The following is a 15,798-nucleotide window of genomic DNA, read 5'->3' as shown; positions in this document are numbered from 1 at the left end:
ATTGGTGGTGCTGGCCATGCTGAAGGGATCTCCTGTCTCGCCCATCCAGACTAACCCGACATTCCGGGCGTCTCAGTCGAGACTGTCAGAGAGGGAGCCAGGCCGCAGCGCCGGGCCGGATCGAGCTCCTCGACCACCTCATGAGCATCCCCCTGTGTGAACGTCTCGACAGTGCCCGGCCGGCCCTGGAAAGGGCGTGGAGCCGGGCGCTACCGCCGCTGGAGAACCTCGCCGACGCCTGGGCCGGCACCCGCCGGTAGGCCAACCCTGGGGGAGTGTCCGGGGTGCGTGCAGGCCCGTGCTGCACAGGACTTGGGCCCGCTGGTGTTGCCCGCGCCGACCAGGCGGGAGCTGGTGGCCGCGATGGTCTCCGCTCCGGACGATCCGTGGTGGGAGGCACGGGTGCTCCACGCGAAGCTCCACCCGGCGAAGGACCGGGGGGTGTGACCTCATCCCTGTGGCGGGTCGGTGGATCGCTGGTTGGTTGAGAAGTGCGGGGTGGGGGTTGGCTCGTGTCCAGGCGGGCCACTGCTGGTAGTACGTCCGTAGCGCGGCTGGTCGGCCTATTCGGTCGCCTTCGGCGGGGGCTGGGCGCCCGGGGCGGTCGCGGCCTGGTCGGGGCGCTGGTCGCAGCTGGCGAGCGCGGCCACCGTCGCCGCGGCGACGGCCAGCGCGGCGAGCTGGCGCAGGCCGGGACGCTGCCCAGAACGGGCGTGCGGGAGTCGGGTGTTGTCGGTGCGGTGGGTGAATCGGCGCATGGCTGTGAGGTCGTTTCGGGCCGGGTGGTCGGTGCGGACCGACCATGGCGTACGTGTCCTGAGGATTCGATGAGGGCGGCCGGCGCGGACTGCGGCTCAGTGCTGCCGGGCGGCTTCGGCCGCGATCACGTCGTGGAGCAGTCGGGCGAGCCGGGTCTCGTTGAGCCGCTGCGCCGGGTCGCGGATGAGCAGGGCGTCGACGACTGCGGCGAGGGGGCTCTGGAACGGGTGGTCCTGGATGCAGGAGTGGAGCAGCATGCCCAGGGCCCACAGGTCGGAGGCGGGCCCGGCTGCGCCGCCGTCGGACCGTTCCGGTGCCACGTTCCTTGGCTCGATGCCGAGTTCGGGCGGGCTGCTGAGGGTGGCGAGGTCGAAGCCGGTGAGCACGGCGGTGCCGTCCGGGCGGATCAGGACGTTGCCCGGTCCGACGTCCCGGTGCAGGACGCCGGCTGCGTGTGAGGCCCGCAGGGCCGCGAGCACGTCGAGGCCGACGTGGGCGGCGGCCGCGGGGGAGAGCGGGCAGTGGTCGACGACGTCCCGGAGGGATTCCCCGACGATCAGGTCCATCACCAGCCACGGGTGCGGCCGGTGGTTCAGGACTTCGCGGACGGTGGCGACGTTGGCGTGTTCGATCCGGGCCAGGCCGCGTGCTTCGCGGAGCAGCCGTTGGCGTGCCAGGTCGGTGGGGCCGGGGCCGGACGAAGTGGGGGAGCGCAGTTCCCTGAGGGCCACGCCGCGCTCCAGGGCCAGGTCGTGGGCCTTCCACACCGTCCCGGCGGCGTTGAGCCGTTTCAGGAGCGTGAACCGTCCGGCCACGAGATCCCCGACGGCGTTTGCGTTGTCCTCGGTCATGAACCTGTCCCTGCCGTGTCCTGCGATCCCCGTGGGCGGGGATCGCAGGACACCCCACGTGTCGACTTCCTGGGGAAGCGTGCCCGAGGCGACCTGAGGATTCGATGAGGGACGGCGGCGCTCGGCCGGCTCGGGCTACTTCTGCACGGGCAGGCGCAGGACGAAGCGGGCGCCGCCGCGGGCGCCGGTGGAGACGGTGAGCGCGCCGCCGTGGGCGTGGGCGACCCAGGCGGCGATGGACAGCCCGAGGCCGATGGATCCGGTGCCGCTGTGGAAGCGCTCGAACAGGGAGCCCGCGCTGACGACCACCGGGACCGGCCAGCTGACCGCGTGAAGACGGGCGTGTCGGCGTACTCGGTGAAGTGCTCAGGGAAGTATGGATGATCGTGCTCAGTCGTCAGGCGACTTTGCTGCCCCGCTCGATGGCCATGGGGGAAGTTCTTCAGCCTGTGGCTGGAGCCGTTGGCGCGGACGCCGACGCCACAGGAAGCGAGCCGAGCAGTGCGGCGGTGCATTCTTCGACGAGGTCCTCGGCGTGGGCGGGGAGGGGGTCGCCGGCCCGGAGGTGGCGGCGGACCATCGAGAGGGGCAGGTCGACCACGGCGAGCGCGACTCGCTCGGTGGCCTGCTGGCCTTCGGCGCCCAGGGCAGTGGCGAGGGAGGCGAGGGAGGCGCGCACGCGCTGGTCGCCGCGGTCCGCCCGCTGGAGGTGTTCCTCGGGCCAGTCGGCGCGCCCGAAGTCCTCGGCGCCGTAGAGGAGGAGAGCGGCCTCCTCCGGGTGGGCGCGACTCCAGGCGACGACATGGCGTGCCGCCGCACACCCCGCCTGCCGCGCGTCGACGCCTGCTTCGAGTGCCTTGAAGTAGCCCTCCTGGAAGCTCTCTACCGTCCGCAGCCACACCTCGGCGAGCAGCACGGCCCGTCCGGCGAACCGGTGGTACACCGAACCGCTCGGGGCGCCCACCTCCACGGCGACCGCGGACATCGTCACCGCGGCTGGGCCCCCTGCGGCGGACAGTCGCACGGCGGCGTCGAGGAGCTGCTTCACATCGAAGCGGGGTGGTCTTGCCATGAACTGGAGAGTACTCTCCACAATATTAGAGATGAACCTCTAAAAAGAACCCGAGGAGGACGCATGGGCGTCTACAACGTGCACGAGCGCCTGCTGGCCGTGAAGCGAAGCGAAGTGGGAGCGCTGATAGACACCCTGGCGAGCAGTGACGACAAGCTATGGCCGCAGGACAGCTGGCCGTCGATGGCGTTCGACCGCCCCCTGGCGGCCGGGGCGGCCGGCGGGCACGGCCCGGTCCGCTACACCGTCGCCGCACATGTCCCCTCGCAATGGGTGCGCTTCACCTTCAGCGGGCCGCGCGGCTTCCACGGATTCCACGAATACACCGCCCTGGCCGTCGACGAGGAGCACACGCTACTGCGCCACACCCTCGCCATGGCCGCCCGCGGCCCGGCCCGCCTCACCTGGCCGCTCATCTTCCGCCCCCTCCACGACGCCTGCCTGGAGGACAGCCTGGACCTCGCCGAACTGGCCTGTTCGGGCACGGTGACCCGCCCGGCTCACTGGAGCCGCTACGTACGGCTGCTGCGCGGCCTCATGCGCTGACCACCGGGCACCCGCGCCCACGTCCAGACCGCACCACAGAGGGGCGACACAGGCATGAGCGCGCTCCAAGGGGTCGCGGGCAGCCCGAGCGCGGTATTCAGCACATCAAGAAGTGAGTACGTTCATCCGTACGTGGCCGGGCACGTTCACCCGCCCGGAGTGGCATTCGGGTCGGGTGACCCCGAAGGCCGGGTTTCCATGCTGGGGAGCAATCCCCGCGAGCGCGGGGCCGACCCGCTGGCAGTACTCGATGGCGTCGCGCAGCTTGCTGCCGCCGGGTCACCCCGCGTCTACCCGGGTGCGGCATCGGCCGGGGCATCTTCGCGCGCAGGCGGAGCGGACCAGCCCGCCGAGCCCGAGACGTGGTTCGGGCTCTTTGGCGGGTTTTCGTCAATCGCTCCGCCGATGTGGCGGTAACCCAAGGTGGCACCTAGTAACGTTACTAAGTGCCCTGGCCCCCGCTCATACCGCTGCGTGCCAGGGCCGGCTCAGCACTCCGGCCGTGACAGCCGGACTACAGCCGACCCATACCAACTGTCACTGGTCCGTTCCGAGGACTGAGATCCGGACAGGAGAGCAGCAGGTGAGCACGGCGCATGCCAGCCCGGGTGACTACAGCCAAGTGCCTAATCCAGAGCAGGCGCTGAAGTACGCGATTCAGCACATTGCGGGTGACCGCGTCGAGATCGTCGAGGGAGTCATCACCCCCGTGTCACCGTCCTGGGCCCACGAGACCGCCGTGGATCTGATCCGTGAACAGATCGGGCCCCGTATGCGCGAACTCGGCCTGCGCGCTGGCTCCGGAAACCTCGACCTACCCGGCACAGAGAACTTTTACGTCCCCGACCTCGCTGTCGTACCCGCCGAGCTCGCGAAGACCGAAGGAGCCCTCCTACCCGACCAGACCGTACTCGTCGTCGAGGTGACCTCGCCGTCGAACGGCGACACCGACCGAACCTCCAAGCGCCGGCGCTACTCACAGTTCGGCGCCCCTGTGTACCTCCTGGTCGACCGACAGGAACGCACCTGTACCCTCTTCTCCCAGCCGGGCCAGCTCGGCTACACCCTGGTCGAAGGCCCCCACCCCTTCGGCACGCCGCTGCAGCTGCCGTCACCGTTGAACCTCGAACTCGATACAGCAGGTTTCTGAGCACCCGCGAGGGCAGGCTCAAGGAGCCTTTCATTTAGGGCAGAACACCAAAGGCTTAGCGCCTCCGCACGGGCGCAGCGGACAGGGCCGAGTACGGTTTCGGCGGCGACGTCGGTCACCTCCCGCACAGGCGGGCCGATGTCCCAGCAGTGGTGGCGCAACGAGGCGAGAGCGCTCCCCGCATGCGCGGCGCCGACTCCCACAGCCGTGCCTCGGTGGCGACGTAGCCGGAGCAATCCCCGCGAGTTCGGGGCCGACCCGGGCAGGTTGGACGAACTGCCCGCGTTCGGGGAGCAACCCCGCGAGCACGGCGGACAGGGCGCTCGGCGTACCGCTGAGCGATCTGGACGACGACAAGCACGACCCGCCGTGGTCGGACCTCCTCCAGCCGATCGTTCGCCTCGCCCAACAGCTGCCCTACGAGATCAGCGCCGCCCTGCAACATCGCGGTCGGCTGTGCGAGGTTCGAGCTGCACAAGCGCTTGGTCCGCCCAGCAAGCCGACTTGGCCACCGAAGAGCTCGAAGATGCCCGCTGCCACGAGTCGCATACGTGCCACCTATGGGTCGGAGTGGAACTGGCGGGACGAGGTGTTCGTCTCCTGGTGACATGAGTGACAACACGTTAGGACGGCGGGGACTCCTTCGGACGGCAGTTGCGGGGGCCACCTTCCTGCCGGTGGTCGGCGCCGCGTCCACGGCCGCGGCGGGCGAGCCACACCGGACAGGCGGCGGCAGCGAGACGGTGTTCCGCTGGCTCGGGAACAGTGGCTGGCGGATCGAGGGCAACGGGAAGACGGTGCTGTTCGACCCGTACATCACGCGGTTCCCGACCAACGGATTCGACGCGAGCACCCGGCTCACCATCGACACCGATCTGGTCGACCAGCACATCGGCAAGCCGGACCTGATCCTGGTCAGCCACAGTCACTGGGACCACTTCAACGATGTCCCCCACATCGCCAAAACCAAGAAGATCCCCGTCGTCGGGACCGCGACCACCTGCTACCTGCTCCAGGCGATGGGGGTGGAGGCCGCGCAGCTGATCACGGTCAAGGGTGGCGAGGTCCTCGACTTCGGCGGGTGCACCGTCGAGGTGGTGGCGAGTCTGCACAGCCGCAACGCCAAGCACAGCTACTGGGCGCCCGGCACGCTGACGGGTCCGCCGCCCAAGGCGCCGGAGACGATCGGCGAACTCCCGGAAGGCGACACGCTGGCCTTCCAGATCCGTCTCGGCGACGGACCGTCGACCTTCCTGACGGGCGCCAGCGACTTCGTAGAGCGCAACCTCGCCGGACTGAGGCCCGACATCGCGATGATCGCCGTCGAGAGCACCACCCGCACCACCTACCGGTACGTCCCGCGGCTGCTCAAGGCCCTCGACTTCCCGCGCACCATAGTCCCTGTGCACTGGGACAACTTCGAGACGCCGCTGACCGATCCGGCTGTCCAGGGGAGCAAGATGGACCTGGACGGACTCACCGCACAGGTTCGCGAACTCTCCCCACGTACCAACCTCATCCGCCCGGAACACCTGACGCCCCTGCGACTGCGCGCATAGCGATCAGCTCGCGACAGACGGGGATGTGCCCGCCGATGAAAGTGTTCACTGGCGGGCACGTCGTCGCAGCGGTCGAGTCGGCCAAGGGCCTCGGAAACGGCCGTGCTGAGCGCCCCGTTGATGCGGGGGCCGACAGCCCTCGGCACGCACCCCGAACTTCCGGCAAGCGTGACGAAAGATCACCCGATGGACGTGGATCTCAACGGTTACTCAGCGTGGACCCTCCACAGAACTCGTGCCAGAGCCTCATTCGACCTGCCGAAAACACCCTGGTGGAGTGGCTTGCCTGTGTTCCCTGTAGCGGTTGTGTCGGGCCCGCCGGCCGGGCGGTTCGCCGTGCTGGGGCGGGGCCGTCCCAGCCCTGTCCTACCCGCGTCTCAGGGTGTCCGTTTCCCGGCTTCCGGGAACCAGGGGGTGGACAGGCCGACGGCCAGGACGGGGCCGAGGATGAAGACGAGCTCGTCCACGACGGACTCGAACGAGTACGCCGTGTGCAGAAGTGGCGAACCCTGGTAGAGGTGCGCCCAGCGGGCCCGCACCATGGAGCCGATGGAGGGCATGAGGTCGACCAGGAGTGCGCAAACGAAGAGCGTCCAGTCGGGTGCGTCCAGGGCCGAGCAGAGCAGCAGCGTGCCCATGGCCGCCACGGTCACCCCGGTGGCGGGCAGGGCGATTCTGCTCTGGCCGTAGTGGTCGACCAGCCGGGCGATCTGTGGGCCGAGCAGCGCGGCGGAGAGTGCGACGGTCGGGGAGACGGCGCCGCCGAGTGCGTAGTCTCCTCGCAGCGAGGAGAGCATGGTGACCATGCCGATGCCGACCATCGAGATCGGCATGCGCGCAATGAATCCGGCAGCGGAGAACGCGAGGCTGCCGGGCGCGTCGGCGAAGATCCGGCGGTAGGTGGAGATCGCGGTCCCGGCGCCCGTTGCGTCCCGGGGAGACATCCCCGGCTACTCCGGCAGGCGGGGGCCAGCTGCGCGAGCTGGCGGACCGCCGCCTGGCCCAGCAGAGCACTCCCGCCCCCGCCCCGGCCACCGCGTCGAAGCCCGCGGAGGCCAAGGGAGTCGGCGGCGAGGCGGCCGAACTGGCGGCCCGGTTGGAGCAGGCCGCGGACCGGATCGGGCGCACCATCGTCCGGTTCTGGTCGACGGGGGACCCGGCGACCGCGCTGGTCAACGCCTCTACCTATCTGGAGGCCGTCGGCCACGTGGTGCTGGCCTGGAGCCGGTTGGAGCAGTTCCTCGCCCTCGGCGAGGGTGCGGACGCCTTCCGCGAGGGCAAGAGGCCGGCGGCCCGGTACTTCTTCCGCGGGGAACTCCCGTGCACCGGAGTGCAGTTCGACCTGCTCGACAGCCTGGACCGGACGGCGACGGACTGCCGGCCCTAGTGGTTCTGACCTGTGCGCTCGCGGTGGACGACGCCTGGGGTGCCGAGGGGCCGACGAGTCCTCGGCACCCCGTACGCGCAGTAGTGTCAGCGTGTCCGGCGGCCCCCACCGTTCAGGCGGCAGAGATGAACGGTGTCCCGTGGATCAGCGGGATACGAACGGTCGAGCCGCCAGCCCTGTTCGAGGGCCATCCGGAGGACGGCCCCGGCGCCCGCGCCCCGGAAGTGCCGGGTCCCGACGCTGACCCGGCGCAGGATTCGGCCCGTCGAGTCGGCCCGGTGGGCGTTCCTCCCGCGCTCGCGCGCCAACTCGGTCCGGAAGAGCTTCTTCAGGTGCTTGCGCAGGTGGCGCACGTACGCGTCCGGACTGCGGCGGAGTTCCAGGAAGCGCACCCGCGGCATGAGGACGAGGGTGAGCAGCGGAATCACCACACGGCAGCGCATCGGACCCCACGGCGAGCCGGTCGCGGGCGGCGGCCCGTACGGATCGGGAACGTCGACGTGCTCCGGGGGTGGAATGAGGCGGAAGAAGCGCAACTCTCCCTTCACCACCCTGCTCTTCGCCCAGTCCACCGACCAGCCGTGCCGCTCGGCCAGCTGCTCGACCCGTGTCGGGGCCAGGCCGCGGTGGTGATGGAGCCAGAGGTGCGTGACCGCCCGGCGCACGCCGCTGGGCGGCAGCTCGTGGGGCTCCCAGCCGCTCTTCCTCTCGGCCCCTGAGAATCGCTTCGTCAAAAGCCCTTCGGTGAAGGTCTCCCACTCCTCGGGCCTGCCGTTCCACTCGATGCGCAGGCGCCGCCAGGAGATCGCGCTCCCCGCCAACCCGCCGAGGATCTGGGCCAGATCCCCGAGATCACCTCCGGTACCGCCACCACCACCGCCGGTGGCAGCGGCCCAGAACGGCAGGGCCACGAACCCGATCGCCACCAGCATCCCCAGCGGAATGTAGACGAACTGCAGAACGAACTGTGCCGCCAGACCGAGCCGGGACCTTCGCGGAGCGGCGCGTTCGGCGGGAGTTCCCCGCGGCTCGACCGGGACGCCGGGCCCCGGCACGGCGCGTCTGTCCGGAGCGCCCGACAGCATGGCTGTGGGCATCAGATCCGTCCCCCTCGGTCCCGTGCTGCCTGCATCAGCTTTGCCCTCCGCGCCCAGCTCTAACCATCGTGTGTCACAACCGAGTTCCCGGCCGAGCACGGGCTGTCCGGATGACGTCGCAGCGTCCCGGCGGGAGGGCGGGAACGCTGGGAAAAGGGTGTGACTGGCCCACGGCCCGCTGGTGCGCGACGGCCGGAACGTGCAGACGACCTCCGACCGGCGGCTCGCCCACCCCGCCGTCCCGGACCACCGCATTGCTCGGGTTCTTGGACACGATCCGCCCGGCGCTCCACCACATCGGAACCACCACGAGGGCGGGATCGGCAGCGACCGCCGCTTCCCATTCCGCCGCCCTGATGTCCTGGCCCTCTTCATCCCACCAGTTCTCACGCCGTGTGATGTGCACGTCCTAGCCCATGGCCGGCCAGGGTAGACCGTGAGACCGACATGATCGCGAAGTCACACTGGAGTACTGAGCGTCACCGTGCCGGAGAAGGGCAAGCTGGGCGACATGCTGAACACCTGCGACTGAGCACAGGGCGGCGGCCGCGTGGTGGCGCGGCCGCCGCGTCGCTGTTCGCCCCGGCCCGCCCGCGTGTCCTAGAGTCCGGGCGTGGCGACTCTGATGATCGATAACGGCCCGACCACGGCAGACGCCCCGGCGACCCGCACCGGCGGGGTACCGCTCGCCCCACCCGGCACCGAGCGGCCCACCTGCTCATCGTGCGGCGGCGGGCGCGGCACGGGGTGCAACACGCTGGCCGCAGTCCCGGATCGCCGGGGGTTTTCGCAGGTCAGCTGTGCAGCGCGGTGGCCGCGCGGATCGGCGTGCAAACCCGACGATCACGGCCGTCCCAGCGCCCGAGCCGTACCGGGGTCACACCCGGGAGCGCTTCCATATAGGAGTCAGCCGTTTCACCTGCGGATGACGTCTTGCCCGCGTGAAAATCGGTGCGGGGGACATCCGCTGACGCCGCATGATGTTTGGGCTTCGTCGCGTCCGCATAGGAGCATCGGCTCAAGAACTCAGCGCATGGACACCGCGTCCACGTAGACGGACGACTGGCCGTTCGCCCTGGCGGCCGGGACGAAGTCGACGCCGAGTTCGCAGACCTTGGCGAGGTCGGGGACGCGGGCCAGGTTGAAGTACAGCTGGGTGCCGTTGGCGTCGACCGGGTAGGTGCCGCTGTCGTACCAGTCGCAGTTGGCACCGGCCTTCACGTACAGCTTGGCCTTGGTGCCCGCGGCCTGGTTGCCCCAGGGGGCGGTGCGGGCGGTCGCGGTGAGGGTGAGGTTGCCGGTCAGGTCGACCGGGGCGGCGTAGTGGCGCAGCAGGAAGGCCTCGCCGCTCTCCAGCTGGACGTCGGCCTTGAGGGAGTGGGTGCCCTGGGCGGCCCACTCGGTGACCGACCAGGGGCCGTTCTTGATCTGCCAGCCGCCCCAGCCGTCCAGTCCGGTCTCGAAGTCGCCGAGCGTGCTCGCCGGGGTGGTGGCGGTCAGGTTGTCGACGTACACCGAGCTCTGGCCGGAGGCACCCGGCGCGGGGGCGAAGCGGACCCCGATCTCCTCGACGTCGGTGAGGTCGGTCACGCCCGCGAGCGACATGGTCAGCACGGCGCCGTCCGGGCCGACCACGGTGGAACCGCTGTCGTACCAGGTCTTGTTGGCGCCGCTGCGCAGGTAGAGCTTGGCGGTCGTGCCGGCGGCCTGGTCACCCCAAGGGGCGGTGCGGGCGTCGACGGAGAGCGTGCTGTAGGAGCTGAGGTCCTGCCGCGCGACCTTGTTGAGGTAGATCTCCGGCTGGGTCAGGTCGACGTCGGCCTTGAGCGAGTAACTCTGCTGGGAGGCCCACTCGTTCACCGCCCAGGGGCCGTTCTTGATCTGCCAGCCACCCCAGCCGTCCAGCCCGTTCTCGAAGCCCTCGAGCACCGTGCCCGGCGCCGGCGGGCGCGGCGGCCCGGCCGGGTCGGTCTTGGCGGCCAGGTTGATCCCGCCCAGGTTGACCGTCCACCGGTCGTTCATCAGCGCCGAGGCGCCGAGCTGCACTGTGGGGCTCCACTTGTCGTTCCAGGCCAGGAAGTACGTGGTGGCCGGGAACCGGGTGCGGATCGCGTCGGCCCAGCGGCCGTAGTCGTAACTGGCGGGCGCGGGCACGTGGGTGGTGGCGTCGTTCGGCGGGCCGATCTCGGCGAAGGTGAACGGCTTGTGCAGCGCGGTCAGTTCGCCGTACCCCTGCGCGGCGGCCGGGTCGGTCGGGTAGCAGTCGAGACCGACCACGTCGGTGTACGCGTCGCCGGGGTAGTACGCGGCGCGGTCGCCGGTGCCGCAGAGCGGGGAGTAGACCCAGAGCAGGTTGTGCAGGCCCTTGGTCTGGGTGAGGTAGCGGTAGGTGTACTGCCAGACGGAGATGTACGTGGCCGGGTCCTGGCCGCTCCACCAGAAGGCGCCCGCGCCGGAGGTGTTCATCTCGTGGAACGGGCGGAACAGGACGGGGACACCGGCGCTGTTCAGGTCGGCCAGGCCGGTGGCGATCTGGTCGAGGGTCTGCCGCCAGGCGGCGCCGACGGTGGTGGTCGGGTCGGTGAGCTGCTGGAAGTTGTCCAGGTGGGTGTAGAGGCCTTGGATTCCCGGCTGGGCCGGGTTCGGCATGTGGACGCTGACAGAGACCAGACCGCCCTTGGCCGACCAGTTCTTCAGGTCGGCGTTGCAGGAGGAGTCGATGGTCGAGCTGCCGTTCGAGCCGTAGTCGCAGGCGATCAGCCCGGGGTACTGGCCGGTCTGGGTCTTCAGGTCCGCGGTCTGAGCGAGCGAGAAGGCGGACCCGCTGTAGCCGCCGAACAGGCCGGAGACCACCCGGTTGCCGGCCCGCCCCGGCAGGTGCGACAGCCAGTCGAGCACCCGGCCGGTGGCCGCAGTGGCCTGCGGATCGGATGGAGCGGCGGTGGCCGCCGCGGCGGCCGGGGCCGCTACGACCAGGGGAGCCAGCAGGAATGCCGATATCAGTGCGGCGCGAATTTTCTGAAACATGATCAGACCGTAACGTGCACGTGCTCTGCTTTCGCGGCCGCCACTGCGGCCGTGGCGCCACGCCCTCAGTGGCGGCAGGCGCTCCGGCGGCGCAGGTCGTACGCGAGGGTGGCGGCCCGAGGGCGGCACCCCGAATGATCCACAGGATGGTCGGGCCGTCTTCGCACCCCATCTGTCGGCGCTGAGGGGCGCCCGGGCCATCATCAGGCCGGTGAGGCGCAGGCGGCCGGGTCCCCCCGGGCGTCGGCCGCGGTCGCTTCACCGCGCAGCGCTGCGCGGGAGGCGATAGGGGAGGGGCGAACTCCCGGGCCGGCCGCGTCCGGCCCGTCAGCGGATCGTACTGTTCCCGGTCCGCTCACCGGTGAGAGTGCGGACGTCGACGATCTCCTGGTTGCCGATGCCGTGGGCGAGCCCCGGGTAGACCCGCTTGGTGAGGGTCGAGTGGGCGGGCAGCCACTTCTGCGTCCGAGGGGGTCTTCCCCGGCTCCGGTCGAGAGGCGCCGAGGAAGCCCTCTCAAAGGTGCGATTCGCCTGATCAGGGGAGCTGACCGAACACATGGGTCACCCAGCTGTCGAGCTGGACGCCGAACTCCCGAGCTGAAGCGATGCCCGAGGCCGGAAGGGCGCCGGCGTCGTCCATGCCGACGACGTAGTCGACATCGGCCCAGCCGCCACGGAACAGCATCACCGACAGCTCAGCCTCCGCCGGGCCCGAGATGAGCACACCAACCGAGTCAGGATCGTTCACCAGCGACCTGTCCGTCTCAAGTCGCTGAGGCCATGGCGCCGCTTCATCGCGCCAGGTCACCGGACCCACTGTCAGGCCTGTAGTCCGCCACCCCGGCGTCCGACCAGCTACTTCTGCAGCCGCCTCATCAAGATCAACGATTCGTTCCATGGACGGATCATGGCCCATGCCCGGCGTCCTCGGCCGCCTCGCCGACGTCCATCGCTTCGGTCGCTTCGGTCGCTTCGGTCGCTTCGGTCGCTGTTGCCCCGGCCGCCGGGGTCGGTGCCGGCCACGACCGGGGCCCGGACGGCGAGCCCGCCGTCCACCAGGCCATGCCGTGCAGCAGCGCGGGCGCCCTGTCGGCCACCGAATCGGCGGCCGCCCGCTCCGCCTCGGCGGCCGGCCCGGCCCCGGCTACCCCGGCGCCCGCCGCTGTCCCGGCCGCCGACGTCGACCAGGAGCCCGCCGTCCCCGTGGCTGCCGCGTCCCGTCCCCGCCCTCCCCCGTACCCGCCGCCGCGCCGATGTCCTGTTCGCCGTGCTTCGCGACGGCACCTTCTACGAACCCCGCGTCCCCCACATGGGTATGACACGCGGTGCCGACATCCGAGGCAGGTCAGGCGGGTGTGGTTGGCTCCGCACGGGTGAGTTCCACCCACCGGCTCACCTCGTCGGCGTGGCTGCCTGAGGCTGTTGCCTCCGCGACAGCCGCGACGGCCTCGGGCGTCGGCCCACCATCGCGGAAGAGCAGGGCAAGCGGCCAGGACGGAGTGCTCGGCTGTCCGCCGTCGAACGCGTTCCAGTACCAGGGAGCGTCGAACTTCCACGCGCGCCCGTCGCGGTCGACGACCTCGTCGCCGGTTTCCAGGAACGCGAAAGGGCGGAAGAGCAGTTCGAGCTGGAACGGCACACCGCCGACCGGGTCGATCTCGTAACCCTGCTCCTCGAGCCCGGCGTCATAGGACTCGCCCTGCCGCAGGACGTCGAGGTAGGTCGCAGGTCGCGGCAGCCATCCCGTCTCCAAGGGCGGATCGAAACGGTGGACCGCCAGGACGTGCACCACGGTCGCGGGGATCCCCACCAGACACCTGTCGCCGGCCTTCAGCGTGTCCTCCGCCGGCCTCGTCCGGAAGTACCCGCTCTTCCAGCCGTAGTCCGCCGGCGTCGGAAGAGCCACGTCGCCGTTCCACTCGATCCCGTCCGCCGCCGTGTCGATCTCCCACCACGGCCAGCGCACCGAGACATGGGACCGGGAGACCCCAGCGACCGTGACCTCGGTAAACGGGCATCCCATCCTCAACACGTCGCCCGAACGGTACCGAATGCCATCAACGCTGTGAGCGCCGGCCCCGGCTGATTCCACCTGACTGCCCACGGGGCCTCCCCGAGTTCGGGAAGCGATCATCACAGAGTCGGGAAGCGATCTTCAAAGGGCCGGAACGTCGCTGGCCAGCACCTCTCGTGAACACCCAAGCGTGAGCCCTCCGGCGGGCACCGGTCCGGCTCGCTGTTCAGCGGTTCGTGGGACTACGTGCCGGACTTCCTGACCCCGCAGCCGCAGGCCCCGGAGACCGCGGTGCAGGAGGAACTGCACACGGTCGCCACCACTTTCCGCCCGGCTGCGCTGGGAACTGCAGACCACGGCCCAAGGGGATAGCCAGGAGCGCCTGGCCGGCCGGGGTGTGGTCGGGTGGCCGCCAGGCCGCCGTGGAGGACGTCCAGGAGCCCGCCCTGCCGTCCCTGGTGGCCGTCCTGGCGTTGTCGAGTGGGCGGTCGCGCCTGCTGTCGTGTGGGGTGGTGTCGCGCCCTGTGACGTGGGTGGATGCCCGGGTGTCCCTCTCAGTGACGAAGCCCTTGCGCTGGCGAAATCCCTGGCCGCTCGCGCCGAGGCGGATCCGTCGGACGTGGATGGTCGGGCCCTCGACGGCTTTGACGACATCCGAAGTTTCCTCCGGCTGTGGTGAGGGTCCCCCAGCCACCCTCGCGGCCGTGGGCGGCGCGGCCGGCTCGGTGCCGATGGCGGCCCGGGGCGCCTCGGGCCGCTCTCGTGTGTGCGTTGGACCAGGCTCGCGAACAGGCACCCCGCACGTGGATCCGTGCGGGGTGCTCGCTCGTGCGCTGGAGGTCAGGCGGGGCGGATGTTCTCCGCCTGCGGGCCCTTCTGGCCTTGCACGACGTCGAAGGTCACCTTCTGGCCCTCCTGGAGTTCGCGGAAGCCCTGGGCCGCGATGTTCGAGTAGTGGGCGAAGACGTCGGGACCGCCGCCGTCCTGCTCGATGAAACCGAAGCCCTTTTCAGCGTTGAACCACTTCACAGTGCCGGTAGCCATGCGCTTCTCTCCCTCGGGGGAACTGATCGGGTCCCGCGATCGCGGGCCCGGAGGTGATCGCCTTGGTCCGGAGAGGCGCTGAACAGCAAAAACGCCCACGACATGTAACCGCGGGCGAGAACTTCGGCACCACGACTGCTTGATCAAAACGTTACACCGCAGGGAGCCCCACAGCCAGGGAGCCGAGAAGGACACGCAGCGGCGAGCCGCTGCGCCCACACACGCGCGTCGACCGACGTCGTGCCGCCAGCCGCTGTGCGCGGGGCTGAGACTCCATGGCCGGCTGCCATCGGGCGGGGCTCACCGGAGCTGGCGGTGGCCAGGGTGACTGCCACCTTGAGCGGGCCGGGCCGCGGGTCCGCGACCGCTTTTCCGTGATCACCACCGACCCGTCTGTGGGGTCTCCCTCCCCGTGACCGTCATTTGGCCGATGATGTGATCCGTCCCGTGACGGGGTGGCGAGCCCGGGTGTGGGGAAGGGGAGCGCGCATGGAGATGATCAGCAGGAGTGGGCTGCTCGGCCGGCCTTCCTTGGCCCGAGCTGATGCCCGACCACCGTCCGGCCCTGGTCATCCCGGCGGACCCCGGCCGCCGGCTGCTCCTCGAAGACGGCTGGGCCGGCCACGGCACCGCTCCCGCGCTGGCCGCCGCTCCTCAGCAGGCCTGGTCGGCCGTCCTGGCCGAGGTCCGTCTGACCGTCCGCCGCCCGGGCGGCCTGACCTGGTTCGATGGTGAGATCACCGCTACCCGCGAGTGGCGCCGCGCGGTCCGCGAGCACCGCACCCTGCTGCTGATCACCGGCCCGTTCACCAGCGTCTTCGACTTCCGAGCCACCGCCGCGGCCGGCCGGCTCCTCCTCCTCGCGACGCCGATCCGGCTCGCCGGCGGCATCTGATCCCGCCCTGTTCGATTCCTGGCCTGGGCAAACGTCGCCGGAACCTTGAGGAACAGCTCAAGGAGGACGGCCCGCGTCGCCACATTGAGCACGGCCGCCTCGCGATCCCGGCGACCGCGGATGACTGCCCTGGAGACACCACTCGATCTCGGTTCCGCCGCGACCCCGGAACGCCTGCTGGCCATCAACCCACCACGGTCATCCGCCAGGCCCTGCTCGTCGCACCGGTGATCACTGCACGACTTCTTCACTCTAGGCTGGTTGGGATGGCTAGGACCACCGAGGAGTCCTGCGCCAGGTCGGAGCCGTCTACCAGTTCCGCCACGCCCGGCTCCAAAGCCACCTCAGCTCCGCTTCCCATACCCCGGGACACGGCTGATCAGCTGCTCACGGTCCT

The 15,798-nt window shown here is 70.3% G+C and carries 15 protein-coding genes and 2 pseudogenes; 7 read left to right on the top strand and 10 right to left on the bottom strand.

What is annotated here, in order from left to right:
• The first annotated feature begins 288 nt into the window (after positions 1 to 288).
• Positions 289 to 447 carry a hypothetical protein gene (locus tag ACH4E7_RS41485; protein ID WP_396254398.1) on the top strand — a complete coding sequence of 53 codons (159 nt, stop codon included), beginning with the start codon at positions 289 to 291 and terminating at the stop codon, positions 445 to 447.
• 116 nt (positions 448 to 563) lie between these two features.
• Here ACH4E7_RS41485 and ACH4E7_RS41480 read toward each other — a convergent pair whose 3' ends face one another.
• From ACH4E7_RS41480 to ACH4E7_RS41465, 4 genes are all read right to left on the bottom strand, one after another.
• Positions 564 to 758 carry a hypothetical protein gene (locus ACH4E7_RS41480; RefSeq protein ID WP_396254397.1) on the bottom strand — a complete coding sequence of 65 codons (195 nt, stop codon included), beginning with the start codon at positions 756 to 758 and terminating at the stop codon, positions 564 to 566.
• Between the two features lie 96 nt (positions 759 to 854).
• Positions 855 to 1,610, bottom strand: coding sequence for a serine/threonine-protein kinase (locus ACH4E7_RS41475; RefSeq protein WP_396254396.1), 756 nt, complete (start codon positions 1,608 to 1,610; stop codon positions 855 to 857).
• Positions 1,611 to 1,745: 135 nt separating this feature from the next.
• Positions 1,746 to 1,919 carry an ATP-binding protein gene (locus ACH4E7_RS41470; protein ID WP_396254395.1) on the bottom strand — a complete coding sequence of 58 codons (174 nt, stop codon included), beginning with the start codon at positions 1,917 to 1,919 and terminating at the stop codon, positions 1,746 to 1,748.
• A 133-nt stretch (positions 1,920 to 2,052) separates the two neighbouring features.
• The gene (locus ACH4E7_RS41465) at positions 2,053 to 2,682 is read right to left on the bottom strand and encodes a TetR/AcrR family transcriptional regulator (RefSeq protein WP_396254394.1); all 630 of its coding nucleotides are present in this window, start codon (positions 2,680 to 2,682) and stop codon (positions 2,053 to 2,055) included.
• A gap of 63 nt (positions 2,683 to 2,745) precedes the next feature.
• Here ACH4E7_RS41465 and ACH4E7_RS41460 point away from each other — a divergent pair, with 63 nt between their 5' ends.
• The 3 genes from ACH4E7_RS41460 to ACH4E7_RS41450 all read left to right on the top strand — a co-directional run bounded on the left by ACH4E7_RS41460 (position 2,746) and on the right by ACH4E7_RS41450 (position 5,937).
• Positions 2,746 to 3,228, top strand: a complete 483-nt coding sequence (locus tag ACH4E7_RS41460; protein WP_396254393.1) for an SRPBCC family protein — start codon at positions 2,746 to 2,748, stop codon at positions 3,226 to 3,228.
• A 583-nt stretch (positions 3,229 to 3,811) separates the two neighbouring features.
• Positions 3,812 to 4,378: a Uma2 family endonuclease gene (locus tag ACH4E7_RS41455; protein ID WP_396254392.1), complete on the top strand. Its 567-nt coding sequence runs from the start codon at positions 3,812 to 3,814 to the stop codon at positions 4,376 to 4,378.
• Positions 4,379 to 4,986: 608 nt separating this feature from the next.
• Positions 4,987 to 5,937 (top strand): MBL fold metallo-hydrolase, encoded by a 951-nt coding sequence (locus ACH4E7_RS41450; RefSeq protein ID WP_396254391.1) that lies wholly within the window; start codon positions 4,987 to 4,989, stop codon positions 5,935 to 5,937.
• A gap of 392 nt (positions 5,938 to 6,329) precedes the next feature.
• On the opposite strand, the pseudogene ACH4E7_RS41445 reads toward ACH4E7_RS41450, so the two are convergent.
• Positions 6,330 to 6,881: pseudogene (locus ACH4E7_RS41445) on the bottom strand (MFS transporter); the annotation flags it as partial.
• Here ACH4E7_RS41445 and ACH4E7_RS41440 point away from each other — a divergent pair.
• Entirely contained in the window at positions 6,863 to 7,324 is a 462-nt protein-coding gene (locus ACH4E7_RS41440; protein ID WP_396254390.1) for an acyl-CoA dehydrogenase C-terminal domain-containing protein, read from the top strand. The pseudogene ACH4E7_RS41445 and the gene ACH4E7_RS41440 sit on opposite strands and share 19 nt — an antisense overlap.
• An 86-nt stretch (positions 7,325 to 7,410) precedes the next feature.
• On the opposite strand, the gene ACH4E7_RS41435 is transcribed toward ACH4E7_RS41440, so the two are convergent.
• The 5 genes from ACH4E7_RS41435 to ACH4E7_RS41415 form a co-directional block, all read right to left on the bottom strand.
• Positions 7,411 to 8,421: a hypothetical protein gene (locus ACH4E7_RS41435; protein WP_396254389.1), complete on the bottom strand. Its 1,011-nt coding sequence runs from the start codon at positions 8,419 to 8,421 to the stop codon at positions 7,411 to 7,413.
• A gap of 1,026 nt (positions 8,422 to 9,447) precedes the next feature.
• On the bottom strand, positions 9,448 to 11,448 hold the full coding sequence (locus ACH4E7_RS41430; protein ID WP_396254388.1) for a glycosyl hydrolase: 2,001 nt from the start codon (positions 11,446 to 11,448) through the stop codon (positions 9,448 to 9,450).
• A 535-nt stretch (positions 11,449 to 11,983) separates the two neighbouring features.
• Positions 11,984 to 12,346: a hypothetical protein gene (locus ACH4E7_RS41425; protein ID WP_396254387.1), complete on the bottom strand. Its 363-nt coding sequence runs from the start codon at positions 12,344 to 12,346 to the stop codon at positions 11,984 to 11,986.
• Between the two features lie 447 nt (positions 12,347 to 12,793).
• The gene (locus ACH4E7_RS41420) at positions 12,794 to 13,552 is read right to left on the bottom strand and encodes a hypothetical protein (protein ID WP_396254386.1); all 759 of its coding nucleotides are present in this window, start codon (positions 13,550 to 13,552) and stop codon (positions 12,794 to 12,796) included.
• Between the two features lie 750 nt (positions 13,553 to 14,302).
• Positions 14,303 to 14,506: a cold-shock protein gene (locus tag ACH4E7_RS41415; RefSeq protein WP_380697307.1), complete on the bottom strand. Its 204-nt coding sequence runs from the start codon at positions 14,504 to 14,506 to the stop codon at positions 14,303 to 14,305.
• Positions 14,507 to 15,050: 544 nt separating this feature from the next.
• On the opposite strand from ACH4E7_RS41415, the gene ACH4E7_RS41410 reads away from it, so the two are divergent.
• Together ACH4E7_RS41410 and ACH4E7_RS41405 are read left to right on the top strand one after the other, a co-directional pair.
• On the top strand, positions 15,051 to 15,401 hold the full coding sequence (locus tag ACH4E7_RS41410) for a hypothetical protein (RefSeq protein WP_396254385.1): 351 nt from the start codon (positions 15,051 to 15,053) through the stop codon (positions 15,399 to 15,401).
• A 120-nt stretch (positions 15,402 to 15,521) separates the two neighbouring features.
• Positions 15,522 to 15,780: pseudogene (locus ACH4E7_RS41405) on the top strand (hypothetical protein); the annotation flags it as partial.
• Positions 15,781 to 15,798 lie beyond the last annotated feature (18 nt).

Source organism: Kitasatospora sp. NPDC018058, from assembly GCF_044327205.1.
GTDB lineage: Bacteria > Actinomycetota > Actinomycetes > Streptomycetales > Streptomycetaceae > Kitasatospora.
This window is presented reverse-complemented; position numbering and strand designations above follow the sequence as displayed.